Origin of the sequence: Nonomuraea sp. NPDC050643 (genome assembly GCF_040654715.1) — a bacterium.
In the GTDB taxonomy this organism is placed as follows: Bacteria; Actinomycetota; Actinomycetes; order Streptosporangiales; family Streptosporangiaceae; genus Nonomuraea.
The window spans coordinates 1-19,336 of the sequence record NZ_JBFAIM010000110.1 but is presented as its reverse complement, the minus strand read 5'-3'; the positions used below and the strand labels follow the sequence as shown (position 1 = coordinate 19,336).

The window sequence follows — 19,336 nt, the reverse complement described above, 5'->3', positions numbered from 1 at the left end:
CCGCACCACGACGCGACGACCAGCACGTACCGGAAGGCGGATACTAGGAGCATGAGCATCGCAACAACCGGGCAGCGCGGGAGCGGACGCCTCAAGGGGCTGCTCGCGCCGCTCGGTGTTGCGGCCGCCACGGGCGCGGTGTTCGCCTTCGTCGGCGCCGTGGACCCGAACGAGCCGGGCCACTACCCGACCTGCCCGTTCCTGTGGCTGACGGGCCTCTACTGCCCGGGATGCGGCACGCTGCGCACCATTCACGCGCTGGCCCATCTCGATCCGGTCGCCGCCCTCGGCCTCAATCCCCTCGCAGTCGCCATGGTTCCGTTCCTGGTGTTCTGGTGGGGCCGATGGGTGGTGCGCGCCTGGCAGGGCCGTTCCAGACGCACCACGCTGGCCCATCCGGCGTGGCTGTGGGCCTTCATCGGGGTGGTCGTGGTCTACTGGGTCGTCCGTAACCTGCCTTTCGGGGCGTTCCTGGCACCTTAGGCTCCCTCTACTTCGGGGACCGGTGGTGAGGTGACCCCGCACGGGCCGATACCATCGCAGGACAAGGCAGAGAGCGTACGCGACGCGAACTCTCCGCCACCCCCAGAAGCCGACCGGAGGGACCCCAAGCGCGTGAGTGAGCGGACGGAAGGGCCGAGTGTCCTCGACGACATCCTCGACGGGGTGCGCGCCGACCTCGCCGCACGTCAGCAGGCCGTCTCCATGGACGAGCTCAAGGAGCGAGCCGAGCGGGCCCCGGCGCCCAGAGACGCCATGGCCGCACTCGGGGGCGACCGGATCTCGGTGATCGCCGAGGTCAAGCGCTCCAGCCCGTCGAAGGGCGCGCTCGCCGCGATCGCCGATCCGGCGGCGCTGGCGGCCGACTACGAAGCGGGTGGCGCACACGTCATCAGCGTGCTGACCGAGCAGCGCAAGTTCGGCGGCAGCCTCGAAGACCTGGCCGCGGTCCGCGCCCGGGTCGACATCCCCATCCTGCGTAAAGACTTCATCCTCACCTCCTACCAGCTCTGGGAGGCCCGGGCCCACGGCGCCGACCTGGCCCTGCTCATGGTCGTCTGCCTGGAGCAGGAGGCGCTGGTGTCGCTGATCGAGCGGGCCGAGTCGATCGGGCTCACGCCGCTCGTCGAGGTGCACACCGAAGAGGAGCTCGAGCGGGCGGTGGCCGCCGGCGCCCGGGTCATCGGGATCAACGCCAGAAATCTGAAGACACTCGAGGTCGACCGCGATGTCTTCGCGAAGCTGGCGCCGAAGATCCCCGATAATGTGATCAAGATTGCCGAGTCGGGTGTGCGCGGCCCGCACGACCTGCTCGCCTACGCCAGGGGCGGTGCCGACGCCGTCCTGGTGGGGGAGAGCCTGGTCACCGGCAAGGACCCGCGCAAGGCAGTGGAGGCGCTGGTGACCGCCGGTGCTCATCCGTCGACGCGCCCCGACCACTCATCAGAGGGATAGCAGTGGCATACGAAGGCTCCATCCTGACCGCCGCCGACCTGGCGGGCAACGGCGTGCGCGGCGACGACCCCGACATGCACGGCAAGTTCGGCATCTTCGGCGGCCGCTATGTGCCCGAGGCGCTCATCCCGGCGCTCGACGAGGTGGCCGCGGTCTACGAGAAGGCCAAGAACGACGCGGAGTTCCTGCGCGAGTTCGACCACCTGCTGCGCACCTACGCGGGCCGGCCCACGACGCTGACCGACGTGTCGCGCTTCAGCGAGCAGGCCGGCGGCGCCAGGATCGTGCTCAAGCGGGAAGACCTCACCCACACCGGCGCCCACAAGATCAACAACGTGCTGGGCCAGGCGCTGCTGACCAAGCGGCTGGGCAAGAAGCGCGTGATCGCCGAGACCGGCGCGGGCCAGCACGGCGTGGCCACCGCCACCGCCGCGGCCCTGCTCGGCCTGGAGTGCGTCATCTACATGGGCGCGGTCGACTGCGAGCGCCAGGCGCTCAACGTGGCCAGGATGAAGCTGCTGGGCGCCACCGTGGTGCCGGTCAACAACGGCTCCAAGACGCTGAAGGACGCCATCAACGAGGCCTTCCGCGACTGGGTGACCAACGTCGACACCACCCACTACCTGTTCGGCACGGTCGCGGGGCCGCACCCGTTCCCCGAGATCGTGCGCGACTTCGCCCGCATCATCGGCGTCGAGGCCCGCCGCCAGATGCTGGAGCTGACCGGCAGGCTGCCCGACGCGGTGTGCGCGGCGGTCGGCGGCGGCAGCAACGCCATCGGCATCTTCCACGCCTTCCTCGACGACGAGGGCGTGCGGCTGCACGGCTACGAGGCCGCCGGGCACGGCCTGGACAGCGGCGAGCACGCGCTCACGCTCACCGCGGGCTCGGTCGGCGTGCTGCACGGCTCGCGCACCTACGTGCTGCAGGACGACGAGGGCCAGACCATCGAGTCCCACTCGATCTCGGCCGGGCTCGACTACCCGGGCGTCGGCCCCGAGCACGCCTGGCTGAAGGACTCCGGCCGCGCCACCTACCACGGCGTCACCGACGACCAGGCGATGGCCGCGTTCTCGCTGCTGGCCAGGACCGAGGGCATCATCCCGGCCATCGAGTCCTCCCATGCCCTGGCCGGCGCGCTGGAGCTGGGCCGCGAGCTCGGCCCCGAGGCGACCATCCTGGTCAACCTCTCCGGCCGCGGCGACAAGGACATGGGCACGGCGATGAAGTACTTCAACCTCTGACACCGATGATCCGCTGGCGGCCTGCGCCGGGCCGGTCGCGGCCCGCGAAACGTCAGCGCCTCACCGGCGCGGGGGATTCTGGGGCGGGTGCGCGGCAGGGCATCATGGTGAGACTCGACCTTCGAAACGGATAGACATGACGACTCTTCAGACGGTCTTCGCCAAGGCGAAGGCGGACAACCGGGCCGCGCTCGTCGGCTACCTGCCCGCGGGCTTCCCCTCCAAGGAGGGCGCCATCGCCGCCGCCGCGGCCCTGGTCGAGGCCGGCTGCGACGTCATCGAGATCGGCCTGCCCTACTCCGACCCGCTCATGGACGGGCCGACCATCCAGGACGCGGTGCACAGGTCGCTGGTCAACGGCACGCGCATCGCCGACGTGATGCGCACCGTGGAGGGCGTCGCCGCCACCGGCGCGGCCACGCTCGTCATGACCTACTGGAACCCGATCGACAAATACGGCGCCGAGCGGTTCGCCCGCGACCTGGCCAACGCGGGCGGCGTGGGCACGATCACGCCCGACCTGACGCCCGAGGAGTCCGAGCCGTGGCGGGCGGCCTCCGCCGACGCGGGCATCGACACGGTGTTCCTGGTGGCGCCCAGCTCGACCGAGCAGCGCATCAAGGCCGTCGTCGACTGCTGCACCGGCTTCGTGTACGCGGCCTCCCTCATGGGCGTCACCGGCGCCAGGGAGACGGTCAACGTCGCCGCAGAGGGCCTGGTCAAGCGGACGAAGGCGCACACAGACGTCCCGGTGTGCGTGGGCCTGGGGGTCGGCACGGGCGCGCAGGCGGCCGAGGTGGCGGCCTACGCCGACGGCGTCATCGTGGGCTCGGCGTTCATCCGCCGCATCCTCGACGCCCCCGACGAGGCCGCGGGCCGCGAGTCCATCGCCCAGCTCGCCCGGGACATGGCGCGCAACGTGCGCCGCTGAGACCGCCTCACGAAGCGCGGTTCCCCCGGCGAGGGGAGCCGCGCTTTTTTGGTGGAAATTTCCGGATGAGTGCGAGGATCTGGCGTTCGGGTGCCTGGCGTGTGGTCCGGGGGCGGGTGATGATCGGGGCTCCCGAGCGGTGTGACGCATGACCGGAAGGACGACGATGCGTCCCGTAACTCTCGCAGCAGCCCTCGCCCTCACGGCCACGGCCATGGTCGCCCCGGCGTCCGCCGACCCGGCCCCCGAGCGGCCGTCCCCGGCGCTCACCACCTCAGCGCTCACCACCCCGGTGCCCGAGCCGCCTGCGGCGGAGCCGGCGCCCACCTATGACCTGCCCTCGCCCGACCCGTCGCGCACCGGCCCGCCACCGCCGGCTCCCACCGCGCAGAACCTGCCGCCCACACCGGCGCGGGTGGCCGAGCCCATCACGATCTCTTCGGCGGCCCTGCGGGTGGAGCTGGACCCGGCCTTCCCCCGCGTCCTGCGCTACACCGACAGGGCGAGCGGCGCCACGCTGGACGGCGGCACGGCGGTGCCCCCCGTCGTGCTCAACGGCGACCCCCGCACCGCCGCCGTCACCCTGGAAGCCCATGGCGGCGCGACCGCCCGCTACCGGCTGACGTTCGACGGCCTGCCGGGCGTCGCGCTGGCGGCGAGCGTCGGGGTGCGGGGCCGGGTGACGACGTTCGCGATCGACGAGGTGAGCGACACCGAGGCGTTCCGGGTCGGCACGATCGACCTGCCGGGGCACGACCTGGTGTCGGTGTCGAGCGCGCAGGAGGGCGCGGCGACCGCGTTCACCCGGCTGGACCCCAACTCCACCCGCACCGCCGACGTCTTCGCCCAGGTCACGGCCGAGACCGCACCGGAGGCGGCCCCCGTCGGGGCGACGTACGCGATCGTCAGCACCGGGCGGCTGGCCGCCGCCGTCGAGTCGAACTCCACCTACGACCGCCCCTCCGGCGTCACCGACCGGGACGCGGCCAGGTTCTGGCACCAGGCCAGGAGGGAGGCCGATGGCACGGTACGGGTCGGCGTCTGGAGCGGCCAGTGGACCCACCGCGCGAGCGGCGCGCCGTTCACCGAGGACCCGCCCTGGGCGAAGGTCGTGCTCACCCCCGACGCCAACGGTGACCGGGTCGTCGACTGGCAGGACGGCGCCATCGCGTTCAGGAGCATCGGCGTCAAGGCGCTGGGCGCGGAGCGGACCAAGGACCGCGTGGTGACGCACATCCCGTTCAACTTCTCCAGCCAGGCCACCCACCCCTTCCTGCGCACGCTCGACGACGTCAAGCGCATCGCGCTGGCCACCGACGGGCTCGGCCAGCTCGCGCTGCTCAAGGGCTACCAGTCCGAGGGCCACGACGCGGCGCACCCCGACTACGGCGGCAACCACAACCGCCGCGCGGGCGGCCTGCGAGACCTGAACACGCTGCTGAAGGCCGGCAAGGGCTGGAACGCCACGTTCGGCGCGCACGTCAACGCCACCGAGTCCTACCCCGAGGCGAAGAGCTTCGACGAGCGGCTCGTGAACAAGGACGCCAAGGGCTGGAACTGGCTCGACCAGGCGTACCTGATCGACCAGCGCGGCGACCTGGCCAGGGGCACCCTCGCCGCGCGGTTCGGGCGGCTGCGCGAGGAGACCGACGGCAACCTCGCGGTGCTGTACGTGGACGTGTTCAGGCCGTTCGGCTGGGTCGCCGACCGCACCCTGGCCGAGCTGCGCGCGCAGGGCTGGCAGGTGAGCACCGAGTGGTCGGACAAGCTGGAACGCTCGTCGCTGTGGGCGCACTGGGCCAACGACCTCAACTACGGCGGCGTCACCAACAAGGGCCTGAACTCGCAGATCATCAGGTTCATCCGCAACGACGAGAAGGACGTCTGGAACGCCCACCCGATCCTCGGCAACGCCCGCATCGTCGAGTTCGAGGGCTGGACGGCCGAGAACGACTTCACCGCCTTCTACCGCAACATCTGGGAGCACAACCTGCCGGTCAAGTTCCTGCAGCAGCACAAGATCATGGACTGGGCCGCCGACGAGATCGTGTTCGCCGGCGGCGTGCGCGGGACCTACCGGGACGGCAAGCGGGAGCTGTTCGCCGGCGGGCGCAAGGTGCTCGACGGCGGCACGTACCTGCTGCCGTGGCAGGGCCGGTACTACCACTACAACCCGGCCGGAGGGGAGACCACCTGGGAGACGGGCCGGGCGATGACCGTCTACAGGCTCACCGACCAGGGACGCGTGCGGATCGGCCGGGTGACCCCGTCGAACGGGCGGATCACGTTGCGGGCCGAGGCGGGGGTGCCGTACGTCCTCTACCCCGGCGCCGCGCCAGCGCTCCCCGAGCCGGACTGGGGCCAGGGCGGCGGCGTGCGCGACCCGGGCTTCAACGGGGACGCCATGAAGGGCTGGACCCGGGCCGGGCCCGTGCGCATCGGCCGCAACGACCTCGGCCACCGGGTGGCCATTCTCGGCGGCGGCACGCGGGCGCGGCTCGAGCAGCGGCTGAGCGGGCTGCGGCCGGGCCGCACGTACACCGCCTCCGCGTTCGTCGAGGTCGAGCCCGGCAGGACGCGTGCGACCACGCTGGAGGCCGGCGGGCGGGCGGTGACGATCGACCGCTCCACGGCCAGGAACTACATCGCCTCCGACGAGAAGCACGACACCTTCTTCCAGCGGCTCAAGGTGACCTTCACCGCGCCGGGGCCGGCCGTCACGCTGCGGATCACGGCCGCCGCCGCCGACGGGGAGGTGCGGGTGGACGACGTGCGGGTGTTCGAGCGGGAGCCGGCGGGCGAGGTGGAGACGTTCGAGTCGGTGGAGCCGGGCTGGGGGCCGTTCGTGAAGGGGGACGCGGGCGGGTCGTTCGACGCGCGCACGCACCTGTCCGAACGGCACGAGCCGTACACGCAGGCCGGGTGGAACGGCAAGACGGTGGACGACGTGCTGAACGGCGACTGGTCGCTGAAGGCGCACGAGGAGCGGCAGGGGCTGATCTACCGGACGCTGCCGCAGACCGCGCGGTTCGAGCCGGGGCACGCCTACGAGGTGTCGTTCGGCTACCAGAACGCGCTGGCCGGGACCTACGAGTGGGTGACCGGCTACGACAAGGGCGGCACGAGCGTCGAGACCCGGCGCACGCCGATCCCCGAGCGGCGGACCACGACCCGGTTCACCGAGCGGGTGGTCGCCGGCTGCGGCGACGTGTGGGTCGGGCTGCGCTCGCTCAGGGCCGAGCTCGCCGGGGCCGACTTCATCCTCGACGACTTCGCCGTCACCGACCTCGGCGCCACGCCGGACGCGCAGGCGTGCGGATCGCTGACGCTGGTGCCCGGCTCGGCGGCGTTCGAGCAGGGGGCGGCCAACGAGGTCACCACCACGTTCACCAACCTCGAGGACGTGGCGGCCGAGGACGTGACCGTGACGCCGGTGGTGCCCGAGGGGTGGACGGTGGAAGGCGACGGAACCGGCCGCGTGGAGCCCGGCGGCACGCTGACCACCACGTGGCGGGTGACGCCGCCCGCCGACACGCCCTACGCCACATACGAGCTCGGCGCCAGGGCCTCCTACACCGTCGGCGGCGCGGCCAGGTCGCTGACCGCCTCGGCGAGCGTGCGCACGCTGCCGCCCCCGCCGTCGGCCGACGCCTACGCGAGCGACCTGGAGTGGGTGAGCGCCGACAACGGCTGGGGGCCGGTCGAGCGTGACCGGTCCAACGGCGACACCGGCCCTGCGGACGGTGGGCCGATCGTCGTCGGCGGGCAGGCGTACGCGAAGGGGCTTGGCACGCATGCGCCGGCGAAAGTGCGTTTCTTCCTGGGTGGGCGGTGTACGGCGTTCACGGCCTTCGTCGGTGTTGACGATGTGCAGGCCACGCGGGGGTCGGTGCTGTTCAGCGTGGTGGCCGACGGGGCGGAGAAGGCGCGCAGCCCGGTGCTGGGGGCCGCCGACGCGGCGTACGAGCTGGGTGCGGACGTGAGCGGCGCCCGCTACGTGGACCTCGTGGCCGGCGACGCGGGGGACGGCATCGGCAACGACCACGCGGATTGGGGTGAGGCCCGGTTCAGGTGCGGCTGAGCTCGGCGTACAGCGGGGACCAGCGGTTGTAGAGGCCGGAGGGCACCAGATAGACGTTGATCGCGACCTGCATGAGCAGGAGCCAGACGATGTACTGCGCGGTGTTGACCCCCGGGACGACGTCGACCGGCAGGGCGTAGGCGATGACGACCCGCACCGCGGCGTCGATCAGCAGGCCGACGCCGTAGATGACCGTCACCACCCGCCAGATCCTGCGGAAGGCGGGCAGCCGCTCCCACAGCACGTCCCACGACTCGCGGTTGGGCCCGACGCGTCCTTCGAGGATGAAGCGGGTGAACACGAACGCCAGCGGGCGGTGGCCGCGCACGCTCCACAGGAACCACAGGCCCGCGACCGCCGTGAACCAGCCGTCCTTGGCCAGCAGCAGCCGGGCGTCGTGGACGAGCAGGGAGACGGCGGCGCCGGCCAGCATCATCGTCGTCATGTACAGGCCCAGGCGGTCGGGCCTGCGGCGGCGTACGAGGTCGGAGACGACGCTGAGGCCGGGGATCAGCGAGCTGATCACCAGCGCCGTGTGGAAGTCGACGCCGGCGCCGCGCAGCACGTAGTAGAGGCCCATCGGCAGCACGATGTCGATCGTCAGCGTGAGCAGGCCCCTGGCACGGGGGCTCATGCGCGGGTGGCGCGGGCGAACAGCTTCGCCAGCTCGTCGGCGTACTCGTCCAGGTCGGCGTCCGGGTCGGCCTCCAGCAGGAACGGCAGCCCGTCCAGCGACCGCTGCACCGCCATCGCCGTCACCCGGACGTTGAACGCGCCGAACTCGCCGCTCTCCTGGCCCCACGTCAGCAGCCGCTCGACGTGGGAGAGCACCGACAGGTCCGTGGCCGCGTCCTGCGCCGGTGTGCCGCCCTCCGGCCGGAAGTTGAGGAAGATCTCCGTGGCGGCCCGCATCTCGGCGCGATGGTCCCGGATGTACTCCACCAGCGATCGGATGTAGGTGTCCAGCGCGCCGCCCGGCGTCGTCTGGGCGCTCACCCGCCGCCCCATGAACCCCGCCAGATCCCCCCAGATCGTGGCGATGGCCTGGCCCATCAGCTCGTCCTTCCCGTCGAAGTGGTACGAGATCAGCCGCGTGCTGCTGAGCCCGGCGCGCTCGGCTATCCGGGCGAAGGACGCCTGGTGGTAGCCGAGCTCGGCGATCGTCGCGATCGTCGCCGCCACGATCTGCGCCCGTCTTGCGGCGCTCGTGACTGACTCGTCCCTCTTTACCTGCATAAGTAATTTTTAACCTGCCCGAGTAAAAACCGCAACTCTCTTGGTTTAGCCGATGCTTATCCGCCGCGTGGTCAGATGAGATCCCGGTACTGTGCGCATCTCGGCGCAGAGATAGAGGGAGAACGCTTGTGGCCGCGTCACGACCGTCACCGAACGCTAGATCTTGGATACCCTGGGTGACGACCGCCGCCCGGCTCGTCCTGGGCGGTGTGCTGATCGCGGCGGGTGCGCTGAAGATCGGCAACCCGGCCGACTCCGTCGTGGCGGTCAAGGCTTACCAGCTGCTGCCCGAGCCGATCGCCGTCACGGTGGGCTACGCCCTGCCGATCCTGGAGATCGTCGTCGGCGTGCTGCTGGTCGTCGGTCTGCTGACCAGGGTGGCCGCGGTGCTCGCCGCGCTGCTCATGTTCGCGTTCGTCTTCGGCATCGCCTGGGCGTGGGCGAACGGCCTGCGGATCGACTGCGGCTGCTTCGGCGGCGGCGGCCAGCTGGGGAAGGGACAGGAGCCGACCTATCTGCTCGACATCCTGCGTGACTTCGGCCTCGTGCTGCTGGGCGCCTGGGCGGCACGTTTCCCGTCGGGCCGCTTCGCGCTCGACGGGGCCCTCGGGCTCGGGGGCGACACCAGTGATGACGAGGAGGACCAGTGATGAGCAAGGGTCAGCGGACGAAGACGCAGTCGAAGTCGGCGCGCGACAAGATCAAGGAGCAGCAGGCCGCGGCGCGCGCCCGCGACCGGCGCAAGCGGGTGGTGACGTACGTGTCCGCCGGCGTGGTCGCGGTGGCCGCCGTCGGGGCCGGCTGGTGGTACGCCGCCAGCACCTCCAAGTCGGAGGAGGCCACGGCCGCCCTCGCGCCGATCACCGTGCAGCCCGACGGCACCGCCGTGATGGCCCAGAGCGGCGTCACCAAGCCCGTCGTGGACATCTACGAGGACTTCCAGTGCCCGGCCTGCAAGGAGCTGGAGCGGGTCAGCGGGCAGACGTTCAAGAACCTCGCCGCGGAAGGCAAGGCCAAGGTCGTCTTCCACCCGATCACGATCTTCTCGCAGGAGCCGACCAAGTCGAACTCCGTACGGGCGGCGAACGCGGCCCAGTGCGTCGCCGACGGCAAGCAGTGGCTGTCCTTCCACGACCTGCTCTTCCAGAACCAGCCCTCCGAGACCGCGCAGGGGTTCATGCCCGACCAGCTCAAGGAGTGGGGCAAGCAGGCTGGGGTGACCGCGCCGGGCTTCGACGAATGCGTGACCTCGGGGAAGAACGACGCGGCGCATCTCGCGTACAGCAAGAAGATCACGGACGAGCAGAAGCTCAACCACACGCCGACGGTGAAACTGAACGGAACAGAAATAGACAATCAGGTACTCTTCAGTCCGCAGCAACTGCGCGAAGAGATTACGAAGGCGGCTAAGTAGCCTCGCTTCCGCTACCCTCACCTGACATGCCCCTTGCCTCGATTCCCAGCCCTTCCCAAGGGGTCTGGTATCTCGGAATCATCCCGATCCGGGCTTATGCGCTATGCATCGTGCTCGGCGTCATCGTCGCCGTCTGGCTGAGCGAGCGCCGCTGGCGCGCTCGCGGCGGCCAGAAGGGGACGATCGTCGACATCGCGGTCCCCGCGGTCATCTTCGGTCTGATCGGCGGCCGCCTCTACCACGTCATCACCGACTGGCAGACCTACTTCGGCAGTCGCGCGATCAAGGAGCCCTACAAGGCCCTGTTCATCTGGGAGGGCGGCCTCGGCATCTGGGGCGCGATCGCGCTCGGCGCCGTCGGCGTGTGGTTGTCCGTGCGCAAGCGCGGCATCTCGATGAGCGCCATCGCCGACACGGTCGCCCCCGGAATCGCCTTCGCCCAGGGCATCGGCCGCTGGGGCAACTGGTTCAACCAGGAGCTCTACGGCTCGCCGACCACACTGCCGTGGGGCCTGGAGATCGACGTCGAACACGGCGGCGAGCCCGGCGTCCTCTACCACCCGACCTTCCTGTACGAGTCGGTGTGGGACGTGGCGCTCGGCTTCGCGCTCCTGTTCGCCGGGCGGCGCTTCGCCCTCCATCACGGCCGCCTGTTCGCCCTCTACGTCGCCGGTTACACGCTCGGCCGCTTCTGGATCGAAGGGCTGCGCATCGACCCGGTGGGCGGGGTCGACCACGCCGTGGAATTCGTCGGGCTGCGGATCAACCAGTGGACGTCGATCGTGCTGTTCGTGGGCGCGGTGGTGTACTTCTGGGCGACCAGGAACAAGGAAGGTGTCGAGGTCCTGGTGCCACCCTCGGAGGCCGGCCCGGCCGCCGCCGGGGCCGATCCAGGGGACGCGGGGGCGGCTGACGAGGGCGCCTCTGACGGGGATACCTCGAAGGCGTCCGATACGACCTCATCCGACACCACCTCGTCCGGGTCCGACCCGGTCTCATCCACATCCGGCTCGGCGCCCTCCGACGGCGTCGCGTCCGACGACATCGCGCCTGGTGACGCCGTGTCCGGTGATGCCGCGTCCAGCGATGCCGTGCCGGGTGATGTCGCGTCCGATGATGTCGCGTCTGGCGGTGCCGCGTCTGGTGGTGACGCGTCGGCCAAGCCCGGCGAGCCCGAAGCCGAGGCGGCCGCGGGTGAGAGCCCTGCGGCCGATGAGCCCGAGGGCGAGAAGCCCGCAGGCGAGAAGGCCGGCCTCGCGGACGAGACCCCTGACACCGAAGTAGCCGGGACGAAGGAGAAGAACTCGCGATGAGCGGTCGCGCGGAGGCCCACCAGCAACCTCGTGACGTCACCGGAGGCCGACCATGGCCGTCGGTGTCCGGCGCGATCGACGGCCTGGTGTCGACCTTCGCGCTCATCGCAGGCGACACCGGCAACACGAGGATGGTCGCGCCCGGCGGCACCGCCGGGCCGCCGTCCCCCGGCGAGGCCGTGTCGGCGACCGGCCGGCACGAGCCCACCCAGGCTGAGAACCACGTCGAGTGGCGAGAGCCGGTCCCCGCCGTGACCGACGTCGAGCGGCGCGATCCGGCCCAGGCTGAGATCGGCGTCGGGCGGTGGGAACTGGTCGAGATCGGGATCGGGGTCGAGCGACGGGAGCCGGTTCAGGTTGAGATCGATGTGGCGCGGCGAGAACCGGTCCAGGCCGGGGTGGATGTGGAGCGGCGCGCGCCGGGCAGGCGTCCCTCGGACGAGCGGGCGGAGCCGGTGGCGGGCGGGGCGCTGTTCGCGTCCCGCGGGCTGGTCTCGTCTCGCGGGTCGGTCTCGGGCGGCGGGCCGGTCTTGGGCGTGACGGCGCGGAGCCGGTGGTATTCGGGGCAACGGCAGTTCATGGCCTGTTCGGCGACGGCCGCGGCCACATTCGGTGTCGGGAACGTGATCAGGGCGTCGGGGCTGTGATGGCCCGGAGAAGAGCCGGCTCGGGCTCCAGCGGCGGCCGCTCGTCCACGGGTACGGGCCGCGGTCGCCGGTCGGCCTCGAACACCGACGGCGGCGGCTGGCAGGCCACCGGCCCGGACGACGACGACCGTCAGGCTGGCGGCCCGGAGAACAGTCGTCAGGCCCCCGGCTCAGAGAACGGCCGCCAGACTCCCGGCACGAACGGCGACTGGCAGGCACCAGGCCGACCTGGGACAGGCCCGGACGGCGGCTGGGCGTCGGCCGGTGGCGGCCGTCCTGCGGCGGGCACCGACGGTCGCGGATGGGAAGCCGCCGGTGGTCGTCCTGCGGCGGGCACTGACGGTCGCGGGTGGGAAGCCGCCGGTGGTCGTCCCGCGCCGGGTGTTGACGGTCGTGGGTCGCATGCTGCGGGTTCGGATGGCGGTGGGCGGTCGGCGGGTACCGACGGTCGTGGGTGGGAAGCCGCCGGTGATGGGCGGTCGGCGGGCGCGCCGGAGGGTCATGGGCGGTCGGCGGGGACGCGTGGCAGCCGGAGGGCGGCGCGCTCACGTGGCGGACGGGCGGCGGAGCCCGTCAGCGGCGTGCAGCCGTCGGAGCCGATCGGCGGCCGGCAGGGTGCCGCGACTGACGGTCGTGGGCGGCCCGTCGCGCCTGGTGGCGAGGGTCGGCTGACGGAGACCGGCGACGGTGGGTGGCGGCTGGACGACGGCGCGGGTGGCGGGCAGCGGCTTGAGGATGGCGCAGGCGGTGGACGACGGCTTGAGGATGGCGTTGGCGGTGGGCGGCGCAGGGATGACGGTGCGGGCCGCGGTGGGCGGCGTTCGGACGACGGTGCCGGTCGTGGTGGGCGGCGTTCGGGTGATGGCGCCGGTGCGCGGCGGTCGGATGATGGCGCCCATGGCGGTGGGCGGCGGCTGGACGAGGGGGCCGGTGTCAATGCTGGTGCCGCTGGTGGTGGGTGGTCGGATGGGGAAGGTGATGGGCGGTCCTCTGAGGGGGACGGTGGGCGGGCGGTGGTCGGTTCGCGGAAGCGGCGCCGTACCCCCAAGTCGGACTGGGAGTTCCCGGTGCTCACCGACATCCTGGGCCTGCGCCCGGAGCAGCAGCGGCTGATCGTCATCATCGCCACGGTCATCGGCGTGCTGGTGGCCGGGACCGGCCTGGTGATCGCCATCAACTCCATCGGCGACTACGCGCCGGAACGCCAGGCCAGCGCCGCCGTGCTCAGCCCCGACGCGGCCCTGCCCCAGGTGTTCCAGGGCTGGAACTCGCCCAAGCTGTTCGACCCCCTCTCCGAGCGGGCCAAGGACGGCAAGGCGCTCACCGAGAAGGAGGTGTTCGGGCAGAGCGAGCTCGCCGTCAGCAAGAAACTCAAGCTGAAGCTGGTCGCCAAACGGCTCGACACCGACTGCTCGGCCGCACTGTGGGGTGAGAACCTCCTCGAACAGGTGTCGGACGCCGGCTGCACCCAGGTCGCCCGCGGCCTGTACGCCAGCTCCGACGGCCGCTACATCGGCCAGTACACGCTACTCAACCTCAAAGACGGCACGTCGGCCTCCGAGCTGGTCCAGGCATTGAACACTCTTTACCGCGGCGGCTGGGCACGTCCCCTGACCTCCGCCAAGGCGACCTTCCCCGCCGGGGGCTACTCCGAGGCGGGCGGCTACGCGCTCGGCCACTACGTCGGCCTCGTGTGGCTGGGCCGGACCGACGGCACGGAGCCCACGCCCAAGGACGACTTCGTCTCCCTGACGCTGGCCCTGCGCGGTGCGGAGAAGGCCGTCTACCGCCGCGTCGTCACGATCACGGGACCGTCCTCCTGATGTCTCCGCACCGTCATCACGATCACGAGGGCGTCCTGCCGGCGTCCTCGCACTGCCGTCGCGATCGCGAGCGCGTGCTTCCGGTGTCCCGTGCCGTCGTCCTGAGCTCGGAGGCGTACGTCTGATGTCCCGGCGTCTCGTCAGCTCCGTCGTGGTGGCCGTCGTGGTGGTCGTCGCCGTGGCCGGCTGGGTCTGGTTGCGTCGTGAAGATCCCCGTCCCGCGACCTTCCACGCCGAGCCCACCTCCGCCTTCTACGCGGCCATCGACACCCGCCAGAGCGACGCCGCCCCGCTGACCCTCCAAGAGGTCTTCACCCCGGCCACCCAGACCCTGGGCGCCATGCGCCTGGAGAGCACGCAGGCGTACACCGACTGCGACGAGGTCCTCTGGGGCGCCTCGGCCGCGGGGTGCACGCAGGCACTGCAAGGCACCTTCAAGGGCGCGACCGTGGCCGGCCAGTTCGTCATCTTCAACCTCGGTGACGGCCGCGCGGCCGACGCGCTGGTGGCGGCGCTGGGCAAGGACGGGTTCGTCCGGCAGGGCATCACGTTCGAGCCCGCGCGAAGCCGTGCCCAGGCCCGTGCGATGGGCCACTACGTGACGGTGAGCTGGGCCGGCGGGACGGCCTCCCCGCAGGAACTGGTGGGCGCCCTCATCGCCCTGGACAGCCTCGGGAAAGTGGTCCAGGGGCGCGTGGTCGCGGCGACCTGACCCTCGCCAGGGCGGTCCGAGGGTGAATCGTCACGGGAGCCCGATCTCCGGGAGGCGGGCCATCGCGGGAGCCCGATGCCCGGGACGACGGCCGGGCGGCTCGCTCAGGTGGTGGTGGTCAGGGCCTTGACCGTCGTGGTGACGGCGTCAGGCAGGGCCGACAGGCGGTGAAGCGGGGCTTCGAGCGGGGTCAGGTCGTCCGACCAGGGGGCCGCTTCGCGGATCAGGGTGCGGGCCTCGTTCTTGGTGAGGGTGGTCCCCTGGGCGCGGGCCACCGCGACGAGGGCCTCGCGCCACGTGTTGGCCAGCTTGGCGTGTCCGTTGTCCAGGATCTTGCGCAGCACCGTGGCCGCGTCGCCGTCAGGCTGCGGCAGGCGTACGGCGTCGAGCGCGCCGTTTGTCACGCTCACCTCATAGAGGCCGGACAGCACCTCGGGCAGGGGCGGCAGCGCGTCTCCTGCGACGCGGACGTGTGAGGCGCGGGTGGCCAGCAGCACGCGGGGGAGAGCGGACTCCAGACCGGGCGGCAGGGCGACGGCCACCCGGTCGGGGGCGGTGGCGTGTGGCTTGGACAGCCAGGTCGAGAGCTTCGCCCGGGGCCGGCCGAGCTCCTTGGGCCACTCGCCCACCAGCAGGTCGGGGGCGAACCCGGTCAGCGCCTCCGAGGCGGCCCCTCCCGGCGTGGCGGGCGCGCTCCGGGTGCTCTCGACGGCCTGCGGGCCCTGGGTGTAGATGGCGGTCGCCTGGCGGCTCAGGCGGGACGTCACGGCCGGGCGCGTCTTGGTGGTGGGGCGCAGGACGTAGAGGTCGGCGGCGGAGCCGATGGCCTCCGCGCCGTGGTAGCGGTTGAAGTCGGGGTGGACGGCCTCGTAGACGAGGTTGAGGTCGGTGAGCGCCTGCTGCACCTTGAAGGCCAGCATCGGCGTGCGCTCGCTCGCCCCGTACGCCAGCAGCACCCGCCCGTCGTCCTTCAGCCCCTCCAGGGCGCGCGCCACGAACAGGCCCACCCCCTCCGGCGTGTACGGCGGGTCGGTGAGCGCCAGGTCGTGGTCCCTGGCCGAGGCGGGCAGCCCCAGCCGCAGGTCGGCCCACCGTGTGCGGACGCCCAGCCCCTGGGCGTCGATGTAGGCCAGGATGCGCTCGTCGACGTCGACCACCGTGACGTCGGTCTCGGGATGGACCAACTTGACGGCCAGCGAGGTCAGGTCGTGGTCGCCCACGCACAGCAGCCGCGCCCTCGGCAGCCAGAACCGGGCGCCGAGCAGCAGCGCCCGCCGCAGCACGGTCTCCGGCGTGGCCGAGACGTGGTCGAGCACGTGGCGGGCGCGCGGCGCCCCCGCCACGAGGGCGGTGAGGCGGTCGAGCACGTGCGTGTAGTGGGGGAGCAGGTGGGCCACCGGGTCTTCCGGCGGCGGCGCCAGCGCGAGGAGGTCCTGGTAGGCGGGGGTGTCGATGAGCGGGACCCGCAGCTTGTCGCCCTCGCGTTCGAGGGGCAGCTCGCGGAGCAGGGCCTCGATGGTACGCCGCGCGGTGGCGGTCTGTCTGACCAGGTCGGGCTGAGTCCACCACTGGCCGTCACACAGCAGGCTCAGCGCGTGCCTCAGTCGCCTGCTGTCGGCCCCGGCCTCGGCGAGCAGCCGTTCCACCCCGTCGCGCTCCATGCGCAAACCCTATCGAGGGCCGGTCACCGTCCATGCCCGTGACGCATGGACGGGCGTGCGACGGGGTGACCGGTGGGGAGGGGCGTCGTAGGGTGGAAGGAAATCGCTCCCTGTGCCGTATTTCCGTGGTCAGATCGGGAATTACGGCGCCCAGGTCCGGGGTTTGGGATAGGGAGTTCGGATGCTGGGATAGCCCGAATGTTCGCAATGCGGACGTGGCGGGCACCATTCCGGCATGGTGCGGTAACCTCTACCCACGATATGCAGCAGGGCCAACGTCGTCCCCGCCTGTAGAGCAGTTCTAGACAGACGAAGACGACGGGAGGGATTCAATGCCTGCTGCCCACCTCGGGTTCCCCGAGCCCCAGGGCCTCTACCACCCCGCCAACGAGCATGATGCCTGCGGTGTCGCCATGGTCGCCGACGTCGCGGGACGCCGTGGTCATGGGATCGTGGTCAAGGCACTGACGGCGCTGTGCAATCTCGATCACCGGGGGGCCAAGGGTAGCGAGCCGGACACCGGCGACGGAGCCGGGATCCTGACGCAGATCCCCGATGGGTTCTACCGCGCCGGCGTGCCTTTCACGCTGCCCGCAGCCGGCTCGTACGCGACCGGCATCGCCTTCCTGCCCAGCGACGAAGAGGCCAGGGCCGTCGCCGTCCGGCTGATCGAGGAGATCGCCGCCGAGGAGGGCCTCACCGTGCTCGGCTGGCGCGATGTCCCAGTCGACCGCGAGCTGCCGGGACCGAGCGCCCGCGCCGTCATGCCGCACTTCGGCCAGCTCTTCGTCGCCGACCCTGACGGGAGCGCCGGGCTGGAGCTGGACCGGCTCGCGTTCTGCCTGCGCAAGCGGGCCGAGCACGAGGCCGACGTGTACTTCCCCTCGCTGTCCGCCAGGACGATCGTCTACAAGGGCATGCTCACGCCCGACCAGGTCGAGCCCTTCTTCCCCGACCTGAGCGACGAGCGTTACGAGACGGCGATCGCGCTGGTGCACTCGCGTTTCTCCACCAACACGTTCCCGAGCTGGCCGCTGGCGCACCCCTACCGCTACATCGCCCACAACGGCGAGATCAACACGGTCAAGGGCAACCGCAACTGGATGCGCGCCCGCGAGGCGATGCTGGAGTCAGCCCACATTCCTGGCGATATTTCGCGACTTTTCCCCATCTGTGACCCGGATGGCAGCGACACCGCCAGCTTCGACGAGGCCCTCGAACTCCTCCACATCGGCGGACGCAGCCTGCCGCACGCCGTGCTCATGATGATCCCCGAGGCGTGGGAGAACCACACCGAGATGGACCCCGCGCGGCGGGCGTTCTACGAGTTCCACTCCTCCCTGATGGAGGCCTGGGACGGCCCCGCCTCGATCACGTTCACCGACGGCACGCTGGCCGGCGCCGTGCTCGACCGCAACGGCCTGCGCCCCGGGCGCTTCTGGGTGACCGCCGACGGCCTGGTCGTGCTGGCCTCCGAGGCCGGCGTGCTCGACTTCAAGCCCGAGGACGTGGTCCGCAAGGGCCGCCTGCAGCCGGGCCGCATGTTCCTCATCGACACCGCCCGCGGCAAGATCATCGAGGACGACGAGATCAAGGCCGAGCTCGCGGCCGAGCTCCCCTACTCCGACTGGCTGCACGCCGGCCTGGTCCGCTTCGAGGAGCTGCCGGCCCGCCAGCGCGAGATCCCCACCCACGAGGCGCTCGTCAAGCGGCAGCAGACCTTCGGCTACACCGAGGAAGAGCTGCGCATCATCCTGTCGCCGATGGCGAAGGCCGGCATGGAGCCGATCGGCTCCATGGGCACCGACACGCCCGTGGCCGTGCTGAGCGAGAAGCCGCGGCTGCTGTTCGACTACTTCACCCAGCTCTTCGCGCAGGTCACGAACCCGCCGCTGGACGCCATCAGGGAAGAGCTGGTCACCTCGCTGGCCAGCACCATCGGGCCCGAGGGCAACCTGCTCGACCCGGGGCCGTCGTCGTGCCGGCAGCTCGTGCTGCCGTACCCGGTGATCGACAACGACGAACTCGCCAAGATCATCCACATCAACGACGAGCACGACCTGCCCGGCTTCCACCCCTACGTCATCAGCGGCCTGTACGAGGTCTCCGGCGGCGGCGAGGCGCTGCTGCGCCGCCTGGAGGAGATCCGGGCCGAGGCGTCCAAGGCGATCGCGGACGGCGCGCGCATCATCGTGCTGTCCGACCGCGGCTCTTCCGACGCGCTGGCCCCCATTCCGGCGCTGCTGCTGACCGGCGCGGTGCACCACCACCTGATCCAGGAGAAGACCCGCACCAAGATCGGCCTGGTCATCGAGACCGGCGAGGCCCGCGAGTGCCACCACATGGCGCTGCTGATCGGCTACGGCGCGGGCGCGATCAACCCCTACCTGGCGATCGAGACCATCGAGGACCTGGTCGACACCGGCGCCCTGCCGATGGACAAGCGCAAGGCCGTCCGCAACCTGATCAAGGCGTACGGCAAGGGCGTCATCAAGGTCATGTCCAAGATGGGCGTGTCCACGGTGGCCTCCTACACCGGCGCGCAGATCTTCGAGGCGCTCGGCCTGAGCCAGGAGGTCATCGACTCCTGCTTCACCGGCACCACCTCCCGCCTCGGCGGCGTCGGCTTCGACGTGCTGGCCCAGGAGGTCGAGCAGCGTCACCGCCACGCCTACCCGCGCGTGGAGAACGCCCACCGCAGGCTCCAGGTCGGCGGCGAATACCAGTGGCGGCGCGAGGGCGAGCCGCACCTGTTCAACCCCGAGACGGTCTTCAAGCTCCAGCACGCCACCAGGACCCGCCGCTACGAGATCTTCAAG

Annotated in this window: 16 protein-coding genes; 12 read left to right on the top strand and 4 right to left on the bottom strand. The window is 71.3% G+C overall.

Going from position 1 to position 19,336, the window contains the following annotated elements; translation table 11 throughout:
• Positions 1-51 precede the first annotated feature (51 nt).
• The 5 genes from AB0I15_RS63700 (at position 52) to AB0I15_RS63680 (ending at position 7,711) form a co-directional block, all read left to right on the top strand.
• Positions 52-483 (top strand): DUF2752 domain-containing protein, encoded by a 432-nt coding sequence (locus AB0I15_RS63700; protein WP_358119599.1) that lies wholly within the window; start codon positions 52-54, stop codon positions 481-483.
• A 132-nt stretch (positions 484-615) separates the two neighbouring features.
• Entirely contained in the window at positions 616-1,455 is an 840-nt protein-coding gene (gene trpC / locus AB0I15_RS63695; protein WP_358119597.1) for an indole-3-glycerol phosphate synthase TrpC, read from the top strand.
• Between the two features lie 74 nt (positions 1,456-1,529).
• A complete protein-coding gene (gene trpB, locus AB0I15_RS63690; protein WP_358119627.1) occupies positions 1,530-2,699 on the top strand; it encodes a tryptophan synthase subunit beta in 1,170 nt (389 codons plus the stop codon).
• A gap of 136 nt (positions 2,700-2,835) precedes the next feature.
• Positions 2,836-3,630 (top strand): tryptophan synthase subunit alpha, encoded by a 795-nt coding sequence (gene trpA / locus AB0I15_RS63685; protein WP_358119594.1) that lies wholly within the window; start codon positions 2,836-2,838, stop codon positions 3,628-3,630.
• Positions 3,631-3,796: 166 nt separating this feature from the next.
• Entirely contained in the window at positions 3,797-7,711 is a 3,915-nt protein-coding gene (locus AB0I15_RS63680; protein WP_358119592.1) for an endo-alpha-N-acetylgalactosaminidase family protein, read from the top strand.
• Here AB0I15_RS63680 and AB0I15_RS63675 read toward each other — a convergent pair.
• On the bottom strand, positions 7,698-8,345 hold the full coding sequence (locus tag AB0I15_RS63675; RefSeq protein WP_358119590.1) for a VC0807 family protein: 648 nt from the start codon (positions 8,343-8,345) through the stop codon (positions 7,698-7,700). The two genes, AB0I15_RS63680 and AB0I15_RS63675, sit on opposite strands and share 14 nt — an antisense overlap.
• On the bottom strand, positions 8,342-8,893 hold the full coding sequence (locus AB0I15_RS63670) for a TetR/AcrR family transcriptional regulator (protein WP_358119588.1): 552 nt from the start codon (positions 8,891-8,893) through the stop codon (positions 8,342-8,344). Before AB0I15_RS63670 ends, AB0I15_RS63675 begins: the two co-directional genes overlap by 4 nt.
• A gap of 230 nt (positions 8,894-9,123) precedes the next feature.
• Here AB0I15_RS63670 and AB0I15_RS63665 point away from each other — a divergent pair, with 230 nt between their 5' ends.
• The 4 genes from AB0I15_RS63665 to AB0I15_RS63650 are packed head-to-tail and all read left to right on the top strand — an operon-like array spanning position 9,124 to position 12,321.
• Positions 9,124-9,597, top strand: a complete 474-nt coding sequence (locus AB0I15_RS63665; RefSeq protein ID WP_358119586.1) for a MauE/DoxX family redox-associated membrane protein — start codon at positions 9,124-9,126, stop codon at positions 9,595-9,597.
• Positions 9,597-10,361, top strand: coding sequence for a thioredoxin domain-containing protein (locus AB0I15_RS63660; protein WP_358119584.1), 765 nt, complete (start codon positions 9,597-9,599; stop codon positions 10,359-10,361). Before AB0I15_RS63665 ends, AB0I15_RS63660 begins: the two co-directional genes overlap by 1 nt.
• A 26-nt stretch (positions 10,362-10,387) precedes the next feature.
• Positions 10,388-11,674, top strand: coding sequence for a prolipoprotein diacylglyceryl transferase (gene lgt / locus AB0I15_RS63655; RefSeq protein WP_358119581.1), 1,287 nt, complete (start codon positions 10,388-10,390; stop codon positions 11,672-11,674).
• The gene (locus tag AB0I15_RS63650) at positions 11,671-12,321 is read left to right on the top strand and encodes a hypothetical protein (RefSeq protein WP_358119579.1); all 651 of its coding nucleotides are present in this window, start codon (positions 11,671-11,673) and stop codon (positions 12,319-12,321) included. The genes lgt and AB0I15_RS63650 overlap by 4 nt, the downstream gene beginning before the upstream one ends.
• 545 nt (positions 12,322-12,866) lie before the next feature.
• On the opposite strand, the gene AB0I15_RS63645 is transcribed toward AB0I15_RS63650, so the two are convergent.
• A complete protein-coding gene (locus tag AB0I15_RS63645; RefSeq protein ID WP_358119576.1) occupies positions 12,867-13,220 on the bottom strand; it encodes a hypothetical protein in 354 nt (117 codons plus the stop codon).
• Positions 13,221-13,334: 114 nt separating this feature from the next.
• Between AB0I15_RS63645 and AB0I15_RS63640 the strand changes: the two genes are divergently transcribed.
• Both AB0I15_RS63640 and AB0I15_RS63635 read left to right on the top strand, forming a co-directional pair.
• Complete coding sequence (locus AB0I15_RS63640) at positions 13,335-14,144, top strand: hypothetical protein (protein ID WP_358119573.1); 810 nt, start codon at positions 13,335-13,337, stop codon at positions 14,142-14,144.
• Positions 14,145-14,268: 124 nt separating this feature from the next.
• Positions 14,269-14,856, top strand: coding sequence for a hypothetical protein (locus AB0I15_RS63635; protein WP_358119570.1), 588 nt, complete (start codon positions 14,269-14,271; stop codon positions 14,854-14,856).
• Between the two features lie 104 nt (positions 14,857-14,960).
• Here the strand turns inward: AB0I15_RS63635 and AB0I15_RS63630 are convergent, their stop codons facing one another.
• Positions 14,961-16,517 (bottom strand): bis-aminopropyl spermidine synthase family protein, encoded by a 1,557-nt coding sequence (locus AB0I15_RS63630; RefSeq protein WP_358119567.1) that lies wholly within the window; start codon positions 16,515-16,517, stop codon positions 14,961-14,963.
• A gap of 332 nt (positions 16,518-16,849) precedes the next feature.
• Between AB0I15_RS63630 and AB0I15_RS63625 the strand changes: the two genes are divergently transcribed.
• The coding region (locus AB0I15_RS63625; protein WP_358119564.1) for a glutamate synthase central domain-containing protein at positions 16,850-19,336 on the top strand (2,487 nt) is incomplete at its 3' end.

Bases quoted from the DNA above. Each gene is read 5' to 3' on its own strand.
- AB0I15_RS63700 (WP_358119599.1), top strand. From the start codon at position 52: ATGAGCATCGCAACAACCGGGCAGCGCGGGAGCGGACGCCTCAAGGGG.
- trpB (WP_358119627.1), top strand. From the start codon at position 1,530: ATGCACGGCAAGTTCGGCATCTTCGGCGGCCGCTATGTGCCCGAGGCG.
- trpA (WP_358119594.1), top strand. From the start codon at position 2,836: ATGACGACTCTTCAGACGGTCTTCGCCAAGGCGAAGGCGGACAACCGG.
- AB0I15_RS63680 (WP_358119592.1), top strand. From the start codon at position 3,797: ATGCGTCCCGTAACTCTCGCAGCAGCCCTCGCCCTCACGGCCACGGCC.
- AB0I15_RS63675 (WP_358119590.1), bottom strand. From the start codon at position 8,345: ATGAGCCCCCGTGCCAGGGGCCTGCTCACGCTGACGATCGACATCGTG.
- AB0I15_RS63660 (WP_358119584.1), top strand. From the start codon at position 9,597: ATGAGCAAGGGTCAGCGGACGAAGACGCAGTCGAAGTCGGCGCGCGAC.
- lgt (WP_358119581.1), top strand. From the start codon at position 10,388: ATGCCCCTTGCCTCGATTCCCAGCCCTTCCCAAGGGGTCTGGTATCTC.
- AB0I15_RS63650 (WP_358119579.1), top strand. From the start codon at position 11,671: ATGAGCGGTCGCGCGGAGGCCCACCAGCAACCTCGTGACGTCACCGGA.
- AB0I15_RS63645 (WP_358119576.1), bottom strand. From the start codon at position 13,220: ATGGGCGCCATCATCCGACCGCCGCGCACCGGCGCCATCACCCGAACG.
- AB0I15_RS63635 (WP_358119570.1), top strand. From the start codon at position 14,269: ATGTCCCGGCGTCTCGTCAGCTCCGTCGTGGTGGCCGTCGTGGTGGTC.
- AB0I15_RS63630 (WP_358119567.1), bottom strand. From the start codon at position 16,517: ATGGAGCGCGACGGGGTGGAACGGCTGCTCGCCGAGGCCGGGGCCGAC.